Origin of the sequence: Kitasatospora sp. NPDC057965 (assembly GCF_042887135.1) — a bacterium.
GTDB lineage: Bacteria > Actinomycetota > Actinomycetes > Streptomycetales > Streptomycetaceae > Kitasatospora.
The window spans coordinates 254667-272986 of sequence record NZ_JBHVPZ010000006.1 but is presented as its reverse complement, the minus strand read 5'-3'; the positions used below and the strand labels follow the sequence as shown (position 1 = coordinate 272986).

5 protein-coding genes are annotated in these 18320 nt (G+C 76.4%); all 5 read right to left on the bottom strand.

What is annotated here, in order from left to right:
• Positions 1–197: 197 nt before the first annotated feature.
• Entirely contained in the window at positions 198–710 is a 513-nt protein-coding gene (locus ACFVVU_RS10145) for an AAA family ATPase (protein ID WP_387789090.1), read from the bottom strand.
• Between the two features lie 83 nt (positions 711–793).
• The gene (locus tag ACFVVU_RS10140) at positions 794–1015 is read right to left on the bottom strand and encodes an MbtH family protein (RefSeq protein ID WP_387789088.1); all 222 of its coding nucleotides are present in this window, start codon (positions 1013–1015) and stop codon (positions 794–796) included.
• Between the two features lie 28 nt (positions 1016–1043).
• Entirely contained in the window at positions 1044–1787 is a 744-nt protein-coding gene (gene fabG / locus ACFVVU_RS10135) for a 3-oxoacyl-ACP reductase FabG (RefSeq protein ID WP_387789087.1), read from the bottom strand.
• Positions 1784–12478, bottom strand: a complete 10695-nt coding sequence (locus tag ACFVVU_RS10130) for an amino acid adenylation domain-containing protein (RefSeq protein ID WP_387789086.1) — start codon at positions 12476–12478, stop codon at positions 1784–1786. The genes fabG and ACFVVU_RS10130 overlap by 4 nt, the downstream gene beginning before the upstream one ends.
• Positions 12475–18306 carry an SDR family NAD(P)-dependent oxidoreductase gene (locus tag ACFVVU_RS10125; RefSeq protein ID WP_387789085.1) on the bottom strand — a complete coding sequence of 1944 codons (5832 nt, stop codon included), beginning with the start codon at positions 18304–18306 and terminating at the stop codon, positions 12475–12477. The genes ACFVVU_RS10130 and ACFVVU_RS10125 overlap by 4 nt, the downstream gene beginning before the upstream one ends.
• Positions 18307–18320 lie beyond the last annotated feature (14 nt).

The window sequence follows — 18320 nt, the reverse complement described above, 5'->3', positions numbered from 1 at the left end:
GCCCGCCCCTCCCACCCGGAGGGCCGGGCCCCGGGCCGGTCCGCACACCACGGCACCTTCCCCCCGCCGCACCCTGTTCCTCGCCGCGCGGCCTCATGCCCACCATGCCACCGCGGGGGGAGCCTCATCCAGAAGGTGAGGCATCCGTCCGAGGCCGCGGACGGGCGCGACTCCTGTGGTGGACCGGCCGTTGACGGTCAGGAGGCCGCGGCCAGGTATTCCAGGGCCGTCGCGGTGTTCCGGGACAGGTCGAGCACGCTGTCCAGCACCAGCCGGTGGTCGGCCCACGGAGCGAACTCCTCGCGCCGTCGCTCCACCGCCTCCCAGGTCGGCTCGGGGAAGCCCTCGATACCCCGCGACCGGCCGTCGAGCCGCCGGCGGTGCACCGCCGGATCCGAGCACACCACCTCGATGAACCGCACCGGCACGCCGTGACGGGACGCCAGGGCGCGCCACTGCGCCCGAGCCTCCTCCACCGCGTTGACGGCGTCGACGATCACGCTCTGACCCAGGGCCAGCACGCCGTCGGCCACGGTCTCGGCCACGACGTACGCGGCGAGGCCGGTCGGCTGGCTGCGGGCCACCCCCGCACGCCACATCGCGGCCTCGATCGGGTCCACCGATACGACCGGAGCGGCCAGCTTCCGCCCCAACTCCCCGGCCACCGAACTCTTCCCCGCACCGGGCAGCCCGGCCGTCGCGATCAGCATGCGCCCAGACTCGCACGCCCGGCCGTCGGCCGCCGACGGAGGGGTCGGCCGGCCGGCGTCCGGCGACGTGCGGTGGAGGTGGGCTACCCGGCGGAGCCGGGGTGGGGGCGCAGGGGCAGGGGACGCAGGGACAGTGGGCGGAGGTCGGCCCAGTGGGTGTCGGTCCACGAGGCGCAGGCGTCCTCGGTGCCGGTGAAGCCGGTGGGGTGCCAGCCGGCGGGGGTGGGGAGGTGGGCGGGGTGGAGGGCATGCTGGTCCTCGTCGTTGACCAGCACGGTCCAGTGGGCGGCGGGGGAGTGGGACATCGGGGCTCCTGACGGCGGGGGAGGACGGTCAGCGGAAGCCGCCGTCGATGCGGACGACCTCGCCGGTGAGGTAGCTCGCCCGGTCGGAGAGCAGGAAGGCCACCAGGTCGGCGACCTCCTCGGGGCGGCCGAGGCGGCGCAGGGCGACCTGGTCCAGGGACTGCTCGACGGCCTCCTCCGGCAGGTCGGCGACCAGGTCGGTGTCGATGTAGCCGGGAGCGACCGCATTGGCGCGGATGCCGTAGCGGCCGACCTCCTGGGCGAGCGAGCGGGTGAAGCCGATGATGCCGGCCTTGGTCGCCGCGTAGTTGGTCTGGCCGGGGTTGCCGCAGACCCCGGCGACCGAGGAGAGGGTGACGATGGCGCCGTGGCGGCGCAGCGCCATGCCGTCGATCACCGCGCGGCAGGCGTGGTAGACGCCGCTGAGGTTGACCTGCAGGACGTCCTGCCAGTCCTGGTCCTCCATCAGCAGCAGCGGGGTGTCGCGCAGGATCGCCGCCGAGGCGACCAGGGCGGTGACGGGGCCGAGGGCGTCCTCGGCGCCGTCGACCAGCTCGCGGACGGCGGCGGCGTCGGCGACGTCGGTGCGGCGCACGTAGGCGGCGCGGCCGAGGTCCCGCAGCTCCTTCTCCAGGGTGCGGGCGGACTCGGCGTCGCTGCTGTAGCACAGGGCGACGTCGTAGCCGTCCTCGGCCAGCCGCAGGGCGGTGGCGCGGCCGATGCCGCGGGTGCCGCCGGTGATCAGCGCGACGGGGGTGGCCGTGCGGTTCATCGGGTGCCTTCCGGTCGGGGGAGCGGGGAGGTCAGGACGCGGTGGCGCAGCTCGGTGAGCGGCAGGTCGGGGTGACGGGTCAGCAGGTCCAGGACGAGCGGCCACTGGCGCATCATGGCGGCCATCGAGCGCGGGTCGACGCGGTCCGGCGCGTACAGCCACAGGCCGCGCAGCCCGGCCTCGGACTCGTGCATCATCAGGTAGAGGTCGGCGTTGTGCGGGCGCATCTCGGTGATCAGCTCCGGGATCACCTCGGCGTCGCCGACGTTGAGGTTCAGCGGCGCCGCGGTCAGACCGTGCAGGTCCAGCGGCTCACCGGCGACGTTGAGCAGGTTGAACAGCAGCCGCAGCGGGTTGCGGTCCTCCCCGGCGTCGCGGCGCAGCCAGCGCAGCGGGACCTCCTGGTGCAGGTGGGCGTCCAGGACGCCCGCGCGCACGGCGGTGACCAGGTCGCGGACGGTCGCGTCGTCGGCCGGGCGGGGGCGGACCACCACCGGGTTGATGAAGAAGCCGATCATCTGCTCGGTCTGCGGGTGCTCGCGGCCGGCCAGCGGGAAGCCCACCGCGAGATCGGCGTCGCTGTCCGCGTAGCTCTGCAGCAGCAGGTGGAAGGCGGACAGCAGCAGCATGAACAGGGTGGTGCCCTCGCGCTGCGCGGCCTCCTTCAGGGCCGCGGTGATCTCCGGCTCCAGCACGAAACCGCTGGTGTAGCCCTCGACGGCGTCGGCCTTCTGGTGCTCCGGCGCCTCGAAGCGCGGCAGCTCCGGCAGGTCGGCGAGCAGCCGCTCCCAGTGGGCCACGTGCTCGTCGAGCTCGCCGTCGGCCAGCCGCCGCCGCTGCCAGGCCGCCCAGTCCGGGTACTGCACGGTCGGCTCGGGCAGCCGGGGCTCGTGGCCCAGTACCCGGGCGGCGTACAGCTCGCGCAGCTCCCGGCCGAGCAGCGCGTACGACCACAGGTCGACCACGATGTGGTGCAGTACCAGCACCAGCACCCAGGTGTCCGGGCCGGTGGTGACCAGGGTGCCCCGCACCAGCGGGCCCTCGGCCAACCGGAACGGGCGGTCCACCTCGGCCTCGACCAGCCGCCGCAGCGCCTCGGTCCTTCTCGCCCCGGGCTCGTCGCGCAGGTCCACGGCGGTCAGCGGCCAGCCGCCGGACGGGTCGGTCAGCTGGTGCCAGGAGCCGGCGCCGTCCTCGGTGATCCGGGTGCGCAGCGCCTCGTGGCGGGCCACGATCGCGTCCAGGCTGTCGCGCAGCGCCACCGGGTCGAGGGTGCCGGTCAGCACCGTCGCGGTGATGACGTTGTGGTGCGAGGCCTCCGGGTCGACCGGCTGGTGCATGATGTCCAGCTGGGCGAAGGAGAGCGGCACACCGGCGGTGCGGTCGGCCCGGGGGACGGCGGCGCCGCGAAGCGCGGGCCGGGCCGGGCGGGCCGGACGCCGCCGGGTCGCCGGGCGGCGGACGGGCGCCGGGCCGCCGGCGCCGGGCAGGGCGGCGCAGCTGCCGACGGCCGCGAGCGCGGCGAACCACAGCTCGGCCAGCTCGCGCACGGCGGGCTCGTCCAGCGGCCCCTCCGCCCAGGTCCAGCCGGCCGCCAGGCGCGGGCCGTCGGGGCCGTCGTAGCTGACGGCGTTCAGCTCCACCGGGTGGGTCCGCAGCTCCACCGGGGCGTCGGCCTTGCTGCCGGTGTCGATGGCGCCGAGGGCGAGCGCGGCGTCGGCCGTCACCGGCGCCCAGGGGGTGTCCGGACCGGTAGCGGCGAAGCGTCCCAGGTAGTTGAACGCCACCTGCGGGGCGGGCAGCGCGGCCAGCTCGGGGGCGGTCCGCGGGTTGAGGCGGCGCAGCAGGCCGTGGCCGAGCCCGTCGCCGGGCAGGTCGGCCAGCTGCTCCCTGATCCGGACCACGGCGGCGGCCAGTTCGGGGCCCGCGTTCTCGACCGACGGCCAGGCGAGCGGGCCGGCGGCCAGGCGCACCGGCTGCACGCTGGTGAACCAGCCCACGGTGCGGGACAGGTCGACGCCCTCGGCGAGGTCCTCCTGGCGGCCGTGGTTCTCCACGGCGACCAGCACCCCGCCGTCGGGCGCGCCGTGCGGGGCGCGGCGGCGGCGCCACTCCTCCAGGGCGATGCCGAACGCCGCCAGCAGCACCTCCTGCACGCCGGTGTGGAAGGCACCGGGGGCGGCGGTGAGCAGCGGGGCGGTGGACTCGGGCGGCAGTGTGAGGACCAGCCGGCCGGTGCCCCTGGACGGCCCGGCGGCGGCCGGGAGCAGCGCCGGGGTGTCCGACAACAGGCTTTGCCAGGCCGGGAGTTCGGCCAGGCGGTGCGGATCGTCGGCCTCCTCGGCCAGCAGCTCGGCCCAGCGGCGCACCGAGGTGCCCACCGGGGCCAGCAGCACCGGCCGGTCCGCCAGCACCGCCTCGCCCGCGGCCCGCAGGTCCGGCAGCAGGATCCGCCAGGAGACCCCGTCCACCACCAGGTGGTGCAGCACCAGCAGCAGCCGCCCGGGCTCGTGCGCCCCGGCGTCCAGCCAGACCGCCTGGAGCATCACCCCGGCCCGCGGGTCCAGCCGGCGCCGGGCGGCGGCGGCCTGGCGGGCGGTCAGCGCCCGCAGCCCGGCCGCGTCCAGGCCATCGGCGTCCACCCGCAGCAGGTGCTCGGCGACCCGCACCGAGCCGACCGGACCGGAGTGCAGCACCCAGCGGCCGTCCGCCCGCGCGGCCAGCCGGGAGCGCAGCACGTCATGGTGGTCGACCAGCGCCTGCAGCACGGCGGCGAGCCGCGGCAGGTCCAGCTCCCCGCCCGGCGGTACGGCGAGTACCGCCTGCTGGCTGAACCCGTCGATGGGAACGTCCAGTTCGCGTAGCCACTCGGTGATCGGGGTGGGGCCGATCTCGCCCGTCCCGAGGTCCTCGACGTCCGCCGCGTCCTGCGCGGGCACGGCCACCGACGCGAGCGCGGCCACCGACGGGTGGGCGAACACGTCACGCGCGCCGATCACCAGCCCGGCCGTCCGGGCCTGCGAGACCACCTGGATCGCCTGGATGCTGTCGCCGCCCAGGTCGAAGAAGCCGTCCCCGGTCCCGACCTCCGGCAGGCCCAGCACCTCGGCGTAGATCGCGCACAGCGCCTCCTCGGCGGGGGTGCGCGGAGTGCCGGAGCCGGTGGCCGCGGTGAACTCTGGTGCCGGCAGCCGGTCCCGGTCCACCTTGCCGTTGGCGGTGAGCGGCAGCTCCGCCAGCACCACCACCGCGGCCGGGACCAGGTACGGCGGCAGCTGCGCGGCCAGCGCGGCCCGCACCGCCGCCGGGTCCGGCGCCGCCCCCGGACGGGGGACGAGGTAGCCGACCAGGGCGCGCCGGCCCGGCTGGTCCTCCCGGACCGCCGCCACCGCCTGGGCCGCCTCCGGCAGCGCGGCCAGCGCCGACTCGATCTCGCCCAGCTCGATCCGGAAGCCGCGGACCTTCACCTGGTGGTCGGTGCGGCCGAGGAAGTCCAGCTGCCCGTCCGCCCGCCACCGCACCAGGTCCCCGGTGCGGTACATCCGCTCCCCGGGCGGCCCGTACGGGTCCGGCAGGAAGCGGCGGGCCGTCAGACCGGGCCGGCCCAGATAGCCGCGGGCCAGCCCGGCGCCCGCCACGAACAGCTCGCCGGGCACCCCGGGCGGCACCGGGCGCAGATCCTCGTCCAGCACGTACACCCGGGCGCCCGGGATCGGCCGGCCCACCGGCGGGGCGCCGTCGCCGGTCACCAGCGGCCCGGTCAGGGTGGCGCACACCGTGGTCTCGGTCGGCCCGTAGGCGTTGACCATCCGCCGGCCGGCCGACCAGCGGTCGGCCAGCGCGGCCGGGCAGGACTCGCCCGCCACCACCAGCGACAGCCCGGCCGGCAGCCCGCCCTCCGGCACGGCGGCCAGCACGCTCGGCGGCAGCGTCACATTGGTGACGCCGTACCGCTCGCAGGTGCGGGTCAGCGGCTCGCCCGGGAGCAGTTCCTCCTTCGGGACGACGACCAGCGCGGCGCCGGTCAGCAGCGCGTCGCAGCGCTCCGCCACCGAGGCGTCGAAGCTCGGCGAGGCGAACTGCAGCACCCGGGCGTCCTCGTCCAGGCCGAAGCCCTCGGCCTGCGCCGCGACCAGGCCGGGGATTCCGGTGTGGGTGACCACCACGCCCTTGGGGGTGCCGGTGGAACCCGAGGTGTAGATGACGTACGCCGCGTTCGCCGGGCTCAGCGGCCCGCTGCGCTCGGCGTCCGTCAGCGCGGTCGCGGGGTGCCCGGCCAGCTCGGCCGCCACCTCCGGCCCGTCCAGCCGCAGCACCGGGACCTCGCCCGGCGGCAGCGCGCTGGCGGACGGCCCGTCCGTCAGCAGCAGCACCGGGCGGGCGTCCTCCAGCAGGAAGGCGATCCGCCGCGCCGGGTAGTCCGGGTCCACCGGCAGATAGACGGAGCCCGCCTTGACCACGGCCAGCATCGCCACCACCGAGGCGGCCGAGCGTGCCAGCGCCACCGCCACCGGCCGCTCCGGGCCCGCGCCGCGGGCGATCAGCAGCCGGGCCAGCCGGTTGGCCTCCGCGTCCAGCCGCGCGTACGTCAGCTCCCGCTCGGCGTCCAGCACCGCGAGCCGTTCCGGGGTGCGGGCCACCTGCGCCTCGAACAGCTCCGGCAGGGTGGCGGACGGCAGCGCGCGCGGAGCCCCGTTCCACCCGGTCAGCAGACGCCGGCGCTCCTCGGCGTCGAGCAGCTCGACCTCGCCGATCGGCAGCCCGGGCGCCGCGCAGACCGCCAGCAGCATCCGGCGCAGCCGCTCGGCCAGCAGCTCCACGGTGGCCGGGCCGAAGACGTCGGCGTTGTACTCGATCACCCCGTCGATCCCGGCCGGGGCGCCGTCGCCCGGGGCGCGGCGGCCGGTCAGCGAGAACACCAGGTCCATCCGGGCGCCGCCGGTGTCCACCGGCAGGACCTCCTCGCGCAGGCCCGGCAGGCCGAGCACCGCGTCGGGGACGTTCTGCCAGGCCAGCATCACCTGGAACAGCGGGTGGTGGGCGGTGGAGCGGGCCGGCCGCAGGGCGTCCACCAGGAACTCGAACGGCACCTCCTGGTGGGCGTACGCGTCCAGGCCGCGCTCGCGGACCTGCGCCAGCAGCTCCCGGAAGGTCGGGCGCCCGGCGGCGGAGACGCGCAGCACCAGGGTGTTGACGAAGAAGCCGACCAGTTCCTCGGTGGCGGCGTCGGTGCGTCCGGCGACGGTCGCCCCGACCGGGATGTCCTCCCCGGCTCCCAGCCGGTGCAGCAGCGCGGCCAGCGCGGCGTGCACGACCATGAACTCGCTGGCGTCGTGCGCCCGGGCGAGCCCGGCGACGGCGGCGTGCAGCTCGGCGTCCCAGCGCAGCGCCACGGTGCCGCCGCGCCGGCTTGGCTCGGCCGGGTGCGGCCGGTCGACCGGCAGCGCGATCCGCTCCGGCAGGCCGTCCAGCGCCTGCCGCCAGTAGGCGAGTTGACGGTTCCAGGTGCTGTCCGGGTCGTCCTGGTCGCCGAGCAGCCGGCGCTGCCACAGCGTGTAGTCGGCGTACTGCACCGGCAGCGGCGCCCAGCGCGGCGGGCGGCCCTCGCGGCGGGCGGCGTAGGCGACGGCCAGGTCGCGCCCGAGCAGGGCGACGGACCAGCCGTCGGCGGCGATGTGGTGCACCACCAGGACCAGGGTGTGGCGCTCCGGGCCGTGCGCCAGCAGCTCGGCGTGCACCGGCAGTTCCCGGGCCAGGTCGAAGCGGTGGCGGGCGGCGGCCGCCACGGCCGGCGCCGCGTCCGCCTCGGGCACCTCGGTGACGGTCAGCGCGGCCTGCCCGGCGGCGGGGCCGAGCACGTGCTGGCGCGGGACGCCGGCGGTGTCGGGGAAGACGGTGCGCAGTGCCTCGTGCCGCTCGATCACGTCGGCGAGCGCGGAACGCAGCGCGGCGGTGTCCAGCGGGCCGCTCAGGCGGACCGCCATCGGGATGTTGTAGGTGGCGGACGGGCCCTCCAGCCGGTCCAGGAACCAGAGCCGGCGCTGGGCGAAGGAGAGCGGCAGCTCACCGGGCCGGGCCTCGGGCGCCAGGTCTGGGCGCGGCGGCGCGGCGTCCGCGCTCCCGGGGCCGCCGCCGGCCAGGTGGCGGGCCAGCCCGGCCACCGTCGGGGTCTCGAACAGCGCCCGGACCTGTACCTCGGCGCCCAGCGCGGAGCGGATCTGGGAGACCAGCCGGGTGGCGAGCAGCGAGTGGCCGCCCAGGTCGAAGAAGCTGTCGTGGACGCCGACCGCGGGCACCCCGAGCACCTTGGCGAACAGCGCGCACAGCGCCTCCTCCCGCTCGTCGCGCGGGGCGACGTACGCGGCGGCGAGGTCGCGGCGCTCGCCGTCGGGGGCGGGCAGCGCCTTGCGGTCGGTCTTGCCGTTGGGGGTCAGCGGCAGGGCGTCGAGCAGGACGTAGGCGGAGGGGACCATGTAGCCGGGCAGCCGTTCGGCGAGGGCGGCGCGCAGCACCGGGACGAGCCGGCGGGTCAGCCGGCGGCGGGTGCCGCTGACGTGGCGGCCCCAGTCCGGCTCCTGCGGCGGGACCTCGGCGAGGCGCGGCAGGGCCTGGACGGGGGTGCCGTCGGCGCCGGTGCGGCGGGCGATCAGGGTGAGCGCGCCGTCGGGACCGTGGCCGGACCAGTCGAGGTCGATCCGGTAGCCGGTGGCCTCGCCGAGCGCCCACAGCTGCTCGGGGTCCACGGCGTCCGGGCGCTCGGCGGGCACGTGCTCGGCCTCGGGGCGTTCGGCGGGCGGGGTACCGGCCGCCGACAGGTGCCCGAGGGTGTCGGCGAGGTCGCGCAGCCGGGCGTTGGGCACCGCGCGCACGGCCAGCAGCGCGGGCCGTTCGGTGGCCAGCCGCTCGCGCAGCGCCTCCACGGTCAGGCCCTCGGCCGTCCAGTCCAGCCACGCGGGGGCGGGCTCGGGGGCGGGCCGGCCGGTGGTGAGCACGACGTCGTAGCGGAAGCGGGTCAGCTCGTTGACGGCGGCGGCCCGCTTGGGCAGCACCCGGACCTCGGAGATCGCCGGGAAGCGCCGGGGCAGGGCGGTGAACAGCTCCGGGTCGAAGACGAGTTCCTCGTCCTCCTCCGTCCGGCGGCGCACCCGGGCGAGCAACTCGGCGGCGGGCAGACCCGGTTCGGCGTGTGCCTCCTGCACCGAGAGGTGGAACGCCGACAGCAGCGGCAGGCTGCGGATGTCGCCGAGGAACAGCGAGCCGCCCGGGGCGAGACGGGCCAGCGCGCCCTCGACGACCCGCAGCAGGTAGCGCTCGTCCGGGAAGTACTGGACCACCGAGTTGAGCACGACGACGTCGAAGAGCCGCTCGGGCAGCCGGTCGAGCCGGTCGGCCGGGCAGGCGTGCAGGACGACCTCGCCGAAGGCGCCGGCGGCGGCGTCGACCACCGTGCGAAGGCCGTCCAGGGCGATCTCGGAGATGTCGGCGCCCCAGTACCGCTCGGTGTGCGGGGCGACCCGCTGGAGGATCAGGCCGGTGCCGCAGCCGATCTCCAGCACCGAGCGCGGGCGCAGGTCGAGCACCCGTTCGGCGGTGCGGTCGGCCCACTCGCGCATCTCCCCGGCCGGGATCGGCTCACCGGTGTAGCTGCTGTTCCAGCCGCGCAGGTCCTCGCCGGGGATCCCGGTGGCGGCGGTGGCAGCAGCGGCGGCGGGGGCCGCCGGGGCCTCCTCCGGCCCGTCGTAGGCGGTGTCCCAGATCCGGCGCCACTCGTCGACCTGGTCGGTCCACTCCTCGGCCGGGCGGCCCTCGTCGTCGACGCCGTCGGCGGCCGGCACCACGTACGCCACCAGCCGCTGGTCCCCGGGCACGTCCTCGCGCACCGTCACCACCGCATGGCCGACCTCGGGCCGGGCGGCCAGTTCGCTCTCGATCTCGCCCAGCTCGATCCGGAAGCCGCGCAGCTTCACCTGGTGGTCCAGCCGCCCCAGGAACTCGATGCCCCCGCCGCGGCGCCGGCGAACCAGGTCCCCGGTGCGGTACAGCCGTGCCGCCGGGTCCGGGTCGAACGGGTGCCGCACGAACCGGTCCGCCGTCAGCTCGGGCCGGCCCAGGTAGCCCCGGGCCAGGCCGGCGCCGCCGATGCACAGCTCCCCGGGCACCCCGGGCGGCACCAGCCGGCCCCGCTCGTCCAGCACGTGCAGCTCGGTGTTGGCGATCGGCGCGCCGATCGAGATCGGGCCCTCGCCGACCTCGGCCACCGCCGACCAGATGGTGGTCTCGGTCGGCCCGTACATGTTCCACAGCTCCATGCCGCCGGCCAGCAGCCGCCGTGCCAGTCCGTCCGGCAGCGCCTCGCCGCCGGCCAGGACCTTCAGGCCCGGCGCGCCCCGCCAGCCCGCGTCCAGCAGCATCCGCCAGGTGGACGGGGTGGCCTGCATCACGCTCGCCCCGGAGGCGGCCAGCAGCCGCGCCAGCCGCTCGCCGTCGGCGGCCGCGGCACGCTCGGCGACCACCACCCGGGCGCCCTCCGCCAGCGGCAGCAGCAGCTCCAGCAGCGAGATGTCGAACGAGTGGGTGGTGACGGCGAGCAGGGTGTCCTCGGCCGTGAGGCCCGGCCGCTCGGCCATCGAGCGCAGGAAGTTGGTCAGCGCCCGGTGCGGGACCTGCACGCCCTTCGGCCGCCCGGTCGAGCCCGAGGTGTAGATGACGTAGGCGAGGTCCGCCGGGTCCACCGGCGCGCCGGGGTCGCCGGCCGGTTCGGCGGCGAGCTCCGCGCGCAGCTCGTCCAGGCAGAGCACCTCGGCGCCGGCCGCGGGCAGCCGCTCGGCCACCGGCCGCTGGGTGAGCAGCACCGGCAGCCCGGAGTCGGCCAGCATGAAGGCGATCCGCTCCGGCGGGAACTCCGGGTCCAGCGGGACGAACGCGCCGCCCGCCCTGAGCACCGCCAGCAACGCCACCACCAGGTCCACCGAGCGCTCGGTGCAGACGCCCACCAGGACGTCCCGGCCGACGCCGTGCCGCCGCAGCCGGTGCGCCAGCCGGGCGGAGCGGTCGTCCAGCTCGGCGTAGCTCAGGGCCTCGGCGCCGCAGCGCACCGCCTCGGCGTGCGGGGTGCGGGCGGCCTGCTCGGCGAAGCGGTGGTGCACCGGGCCCGGCCCGGGCCACTCCCGGCGGGTGTCGTTCCCGCGCTCGCGTTGCTCCCGCTCCTCGTCGGCCGAGAGCAGCGGCACCTCGCCGACCGGGCGGTCCGGGTCGGCGAGCAGCCGCTCGACCAGCAGCCGCAGATGGCCGGCGAGCTGGTCGACGGTGGCCGCCTCGAACAGGTCGCTGTTGTACTCGAAGCGGCCGCTCAGGCCCTCCGGGCGGTCGAAGACCTGCAGCTCCAGGTCGAAGCGGGCGGTGCTGCTCGCCACCTCCATCGGCTCCAGGTGCAGCCCCGCCACCTCGAAGGAGGGCATCGCGATGTTCTGGAAGACGAAGGAGACCTGGAACACCGGGGTGCGGGAGAGGTCGCGCTGCGGGTGCAGCTCCTCCACCAGCCGCTCGAACGGCAGCTCCTGGTGGGCGAAGGCGCCCAGGCAGACCGGCCGCACCCGGGCCAGCAGCTCGCGGAAGGACGGCGCGCCCGACAGGTCGGTGCGCAGCGCCAGCATGTTGGCGAAGTAGCCGATCAGCCGCTCGACCTCGGGGCGGCCCCGGTTGGCGACCGGCACGCCGACGACGACGTCCTCCTCGCGGCTGTAGCGGTGCAGCAGCACCTGGAAGGCCGCGAGCATCGTCATGAACGGGGTGACGCCCTCGGCCCGGCTGAACTCCCGCACCCGGTCCATCAGTTCGGCGGACAGTGCGAACGGGCGGGAGCCGCCGCGGGTGGTGCGCACGGCGGGCCGGGGCCGGTCGGCGGGCAGCTCCAGGGCGACCGGGGCCCCGGCGAGCGCCTCGGTCCAGTACGCGAGGTCGCCCGCCGCCCCGTCGCCCTCCAGCCGCTTGCGCTGCCAGACCGCGTAGTCGGCGTACTGCACCGGCAGCTCGGGCAGCGTGGCCTCGGTGCCGTCGGCGTAGCCGCCGTACAGCGCGACCAGCTCGTCCAGGAACACCGAGGTGGACCAGAGGTCGCCGGCGATGTGGTGGATGGTCAGCAGCAGGACGTGCTCGTCGGCGGCGAGGCGCAGGAAGCGCATCCGCACCAGCGGGCCGGTGGCCAGGTCGAACGGGCGGGCGAACTCCTCGCGGGCCAGGGCCTGCACGCCCTCCTCGCCGTCCGGCCCGGCCAGGTGCTCGCAGGGGACGACGGCGAACTCCGGCTCGGCGCCCTCGGTGACCACCTGCACCGGCTCGCCGTCCACCTCGCGGAAGGTGGTGCGCAGCGCCTCGTGGCGGCGGGCGATGGCGGACACGGCGCGCCGCCACAGCTCCAGGTCGAGCGGGCCGCGGATCCGGGTGGCGCCGCAGACGTTGTAGGCGGTGTCGCCGGGCGTCAGCTGGTCCAGGAACCACATCCGCTGCTGCGGGAAGGAGGCGGGGAAGCGGTGCCGGCGGGGGCGGGCGGCGGCCTGCTTGCGGCGCAGGCGCTCGGCGAGCAGGGCCCGCTTCTCGGCGGCGGACAGGGCCGACGGGTCGGGGGTGGTCAGGGCCGACGGGTCGGGGGTGGTCATCGCGGGTCCGTCCTCGTGAGTGTCGCGGGTGCTCATTCCTGGTCCCCCAGGTCGGTGGACTCCTCGGCGAGCAGGGCCTGGAGCCGGGCCTCCACCTCGTCGTCGGACAGGCCGTCCAGGTCGTCCAGGTCGTCGAGCCCGGCCAGGGCGTCCGACCCGGCCGGGCCGTCCGCGGCGTCCGGGTCGTCCAGAGCTTCGAGGCCGTGGAGTTCGACGGACTCGTCCCGGCTCAGGGCCTCGATGGCCTCCCCGCGGTCGCCGCCACCGGCTCCGGCCAGCAGCCGGACGGTGTGCGCGACGGTGGGGGAGTGGAAGAAGTCCCGCAGGTCGAGTTCGGTCCCGAAGCGGCTCTGGATCCGGGTGTTGATCTGCACGGCCGCCAGCGAGTGGCCGCCCAGCGCGAAGAAGTCGTCGTCCACGCCGACCTCCTCGACGCCCAGCACCTCCCGCCAGAGCGCCGCGACGGCCTCCTCCTGCTCGGTGGCCGGCGCCACGAACGGGGTCGCCAGGTCCGGGCGCGGGTGGCTGCCGCCCAGCGGCGCCAGCTGCTCCAGCTCCCGGGCCAGCAGCTCCGGGGTGATCGAGCGGGCCAGCCGGCGCAGCGCGTCGAAGTCCTGCGGGGTGACGACCAGGTGGGCCGGCAACTCGGCCTGCGCCAGCACCCGGGCGAAGGCCGCCCGGCCCTCCGGCTCGCCGAAGCCCTCGCCGAGTGCCGCGAGCACCCCGGTGGCCGCGGGCCGCCGGGCGTCGTCGGCGGTGTCGCCGCCCGCCGACTCGGCCTCCGCGACGGTCTGCGCGATCTGCTCCAGCAGCGCGTCCACGTCGTTGATCCGCTTGACCGTGAAGTCGGTCACCCGCACCAGCAACCGGCCGTCCGGGTCCAGGAGTTCGAGATCGCAGCTGAGGGTCTCGCCGGTCGACCCGGCCGGGTGCCGGATCTCCACCGAGACGTGCACGGTGCCGGTCAGCGGGTGCAGGATCCGCAGCGAGCGGTAGGTCAGCGGCAGGTAGTACGGGTCCTCGGCGTGCAGCCGGAAGACGCCGCCGGCCATGTCGAGCAGCGCCGGGTGCAGCGGGTAGGCCTCCAGGTCGGCGAGGAAGGCGTCGTCCAGCCGCAGGGTGGCGAGCATCCGCCGCCCGCCGGTGCGGATCGTCTCCAGCACCTGCCAGCGCGGCCCGAACCAGAACTGCAGCGGTCCGCCGCCCTCCTCGAAGCGCTCCACGCCGAGCCGGCGGCGGATCTCCGCCTCGGTCGACAGCACCTCGGTCACCTCGCAGCGGGCCTCCACCTCGGCCAGGTCGCGCACCGTGTCCGGGCCGCGCTCGTGGAACGACGCCGAGCCGGTGGCGTGCTCGCGCCAGGGCGCGCCCTCACCGGGGCGGCTGCGCACGGTGAACCGGGTGCGGCCCTCGTGCTCCTCCACCGTGGTGTACACCGTGCGGTGCTGCCCGTCGGGGACGATCACCGGCGTCATGAACAGCACGTCGTGCAGCTCCGTCTCGCGCCCGCCGGCCTGCCCGGCCAGCGCGGCGCGGACCAGTTCCAGGTAGGCGGTGCCCGGCACCAGGCCGTGGCCCATCAGCCGGTGGTCGTCGACGATCCAGCTGTCCGCGGTGGACAGCACCGTCTCGTAGACCCGGGTGGTGCCCTCGGAGCGGACCAGCCGCAGCAGCGGGTGCCCGGTCTCCGCCTCGGAGGCGCCCGGCCGACCGGTGAGCCCGGCGGCCATGCCGACTCCCTCCCAGGTGCCCCAGCCGAGCGAGGTCACCGGGCGGCCCCGCGCGCGCCGCCACTGGGCGAAGGCGTCCAGGAAGGCGTTGGCCGCGCCGTAGTCGCTCTGGCCGGGTCCGCCCAGGACGGCGCTGACCGAGGAGCAGAGCAGCAGGAAGTCCAGCGGGTCGTCCGCGCAGAGCCGGTCCAGCAGCAGGGTTCCGACGGTCTTCGCCGCCAGTACGCCGTCCGCCTCGGCCGGGGTGCGGCGGGCCAGCATCCCGGCCGACGGCGCCCCGGCGGCGTGCACGACACCGTTCAACGGGCCGAACCGTTCGCGCAGTTCGGCCAGCCGGGCGGCCAGAGCCGACTCGTCGGTGACGTCGGCGCGCAGCACCGCGATCCGGGCGCCGCGCTCGCGCAGCCGGGCCAGCCGGCGGATCCGGACGCTGGTCGGGTCCTGCTCGCCGTGCGTCTCCAGCCAGTGCGGCCAGGCGTCCTCGGCGGGGAAGTCGGAGCGGCCGAGCAGGCCGAGGACGGGTGCCTCGCAGCCCTGGGCCAGCTGTTCGGCGAGCGCCAGGCCGACGCCGCCGAGCCCGCCGGTGACCAGGTAGACGCCGCCGTCGCGCAGCAGCGCCGGGCCGTCGGCCGCCGGGCCGGCGTCGGCCAGCGGCAGGGCGTCGAAGTCGCGCACCCACCAGTGCCGTCCGCGCAGGGCGAGTTCACGCTCGGCCGGCTCGCGCAGCAGCAGCGCGTGCAGGGCGCTCACCGCCTCCTCGGCCGGGGCGTCCAGGTCGGTGCCGGTGAGGTCCAGCAGCCGGCAGTCGACGTCCGGCAGTTCCTGCGGGACGACCGTGCAGGGGCCGGTCAGCAGGGCCTGCTCGGGGCGCAGCGGCTCCTCGCCGGTGACGGCGTGCACGCCCCGGCAGAGCACGTCGACGGTGACCGGCACGCCGGGGCGGGCGTCCTCGACGGCCTGGGCGAGGGCGCTCAGGCTGTCCAGGCCGAGCCGGCGGGCCGCCGCCAGCCGCGCCTCGTCCAGGACGGGGCCGTCGGTCGCGCTGTCGGTCGAGCCGTCGGACGCGTCGTCGGCGAGGCTGAAGGCGTGCACCAGCCGGAGCGAGCCGGTGCCCCGGAGGTCGAGCGCGCCGAGCAGCTCGGCGAGCTGCGCGCGATCGGCCGGGTCCAGCGTCCAGGAGTCCTCACCGCGGGCGAGCAGCGCGGGGACGCGCAGCCCGTCGCTGCGCGCGGAGCCGTCGTCGGTGCCGACCCGGACCACCGGGGCGCCCTGCCCGGCGAGGCGGTCGGCCAGCGCGGCACCGAGGCCGGTGTCGTCGCCGAGCACCACCCAGAGCGGCTCGCCCTCGCGCACCGGACCCCCGGCGGCCGGGGCGAGGCGTTTCCAGCCCGGTGTGCGGAACCAGTCCTCGACCGGAACCGGTCCGGCCGGTCGCCGCGCCGCGGCGGCGGTGTCCCGGTCCGGCTCCACCCAGTAGCGCTCGCGCTGGAAGGCGTAGCCGGGCAGCCGCAGCACCCGGCCGGTGGCGGGCCCGAGCGCGGCGGGGTCGACGGGCACCCCGGCGCTCCACAGCGCGCCCAGCGCCCGGGCGAACCGGAGCCGGTCGTCCTCCCGCTCGTGCGGGTGCCGCAGCGAGGTGACCACCGTGCGGCCCTCCTGCCAGGCGTGGTGGCGGCGGACGAAGTCGCCGAGGGTGTGCCCGGGGCCGACCTCCAGCAGCACCCGGGACGGGTCGGCCAGCAGCAGCGCGGCGGCGTCGGCGAACCGGACGGGCGCGCGCAGGTGGCGGCCCCAGTACTCGGGGCTGGTCGCCTCCTCGTCGGTGATCCAGGTGCCGGTGACGTTGGAGCAGAACGGGATCCGCGGCGGGTGCAGCCGCACCGTGCGGACCGCCTCGACGAGCGGGCCGACCGCGCCGTCCATGGCGGCGGAGTGGAAGGCGTGCGAGGTGTGCAGCCGGCGGCAGGGGACGCCGGCGGCCTTGAGCCGCAGCTCCAGGCCGTCCACCGCCCCGGCCGGGCCGGAGACCACGCTCAGCTCGCTGGAGTTGACGGCCGCCACCGCGAGGTCGGCGTCCTCGCCCAGCCAGGGCGCGAGGTCCCGCTCGGCCAGGAACACGGTGAGCATCGACCCGGTGGGCATCGCCTGGACCAGCCGGCCCCGGGCGGCCACCAGCCGCACCGCGTCCTCCAGCGAGAACACGCCCGCCAGGCAGGCCGCGACGTACTCGCCGACGCTGTGGCCGGCCATGGCGTCCGGCCGCACGCCCCGGGCCTCCCACAACCGGGCCAGCGCGTACCCGACCAGGAACAGCGCCGGCTGGGCGAACTCGGTGCGGGTCAGCCGCTCCTCGGCGGCCTCGGCCGCGCCGGGGGCGGGGAACAGCAGCGCGCGCGGGTCCTCGCCCAACTCGGCGGCGAACAGCTCGGCGACGTGGTCGAGTTCGGCGGTGAACACCGGCTCGCGGCGGTACAGGCCGCGGGCCATGTCGACGTACTGGGTGCCCTGGCCGGGGAAGAGGAAGGCGACCTCGGCCCGATCGGCGGCCTCGGCCGCGGCGGCGGCGGTCACGGCGCGCAGCGCGGTTACGGCCTGCGCCCGGTCGAGGCCGACCACCGCGTGGCGCCGGTCGAATGCGCGCCGGTGGTGGGTCAGGGTGTGGGCGACGTCGGCCAGCGGCGTGGCGGGGTGGGCCTCCAGGTGGTCGGCGAGCCGCCGGGCACCCTCGGCGAGGGCCTGCGCGCTCCGCCCGGACAGCGGCAGCACGACGGGGGCGGCGTCCTCCTCGGGCACCGGCGGCGCGGAGGGCGCGGGATCGGGGTCCGGGCCCTCCTCCAGGACGAGGTGCACATTGGTGCCGCCGATGCCGAAGGAGCTGACCCCCGCCCGGCGCGGAGCGCCGCCGCGCGGCCACGGCCGCAGCCGGTCGTTGACGAAGAACGGGCCGGACTCCAGGTCGAGTTCGGGGTTGGGCTTGGTGAAGTGCGGCGACGGCGGGATCGCCTCCTGCCGCAGCGCCAGCACCGCCTTGATCAGCGCGGCGACCCCGGCGGCGGCGTCCAGGTGGCCGATGTTGCCCTTCACCGAGCCGATCGCGCAGTAGCCGGTGGCGTCGGTGGACTCCCGGAACGCCCGGGTGAGCGCGGCGAGTTCGATCGGGTCGCCGAGCGCGGTGCCGGTGCCGTGCGCCTCCACGTAGCCGACCGAGTCGGCCGCCACGCCGGCCATCGCCAGCGCCTCGGCGATCACCGCGGCCTGGCCGTCGACGCTCGGCGCGGTGTACCCGGCCTTCAGCGAGCCGTCGTTGTTGACCGCCGAGCCCAGCACCACCGCGTCCACGGTGTCGCCGTCGCGGCGGGCGTCGGCGAGCCGGCGCAGCACCACCACACCGGCGCCGTTGCCCGGCACCGTCCCGCCCGCCGCGGCGTCGAACGGCCGGCAGTGGCCGTCGGGGGAGAGGATGCCGCCCGGCTCGTACGCGTAGCCCTGCTCCAGCGGCGAGCCGATCGAGACGCCGCCCGCCAGGGCGACGTCGCACTCGCCGTTGAGCAGGCTCTGGCAGGCCAGGTGGACGGCGGTCAGCGAGGTGGAGCAGGCGGTCTGCACGCTGAGCGCCGGACCGGTCAGGCCGAGCTTGTAGGCGACCCGGGTGGCCAGGAAGTCCTTGTCGGAGGCGAGCAGCGTCTGGTACGGGCCCGCCGAGTCGAAGACCCGCCGGTTGGCCGTCACGTTGTGCAGCAGATAGGTGTTCATGCCGGATCCGGCGAACACCCCGATCCGCCCCTCGAAGGCCTCCGGCACGCAGCCGGCGGACTCCAGCGCCTCCCAGGCGCACTCCAGGAAGACCCGGTGCTGCGGGTCCATGATCTCGGCCTCGCGCGGGTTGTAGCCGAAGAACGCCGCGTCGAAGCGGTCGGCGCCCTCCAGCACCCCCTTGGCCCTTACGTAGCCGTCCCGGCCGGACACCTCGGGGTCCACCCCGGACGCCCGGAGCCCCTCCTCGGAGAGCGCGGCGATCGATTCCCGGCCCTCCTCCAGGTTCCTCCAGAAGGTGTCGACGTCGGGGGCGCCGGGGAAGCGGCCGGCCATCCCGACGATGGCGATCTGGTCGAGTTCTTCGGACATCTCCGGCATCGGGGTCTCCTGTC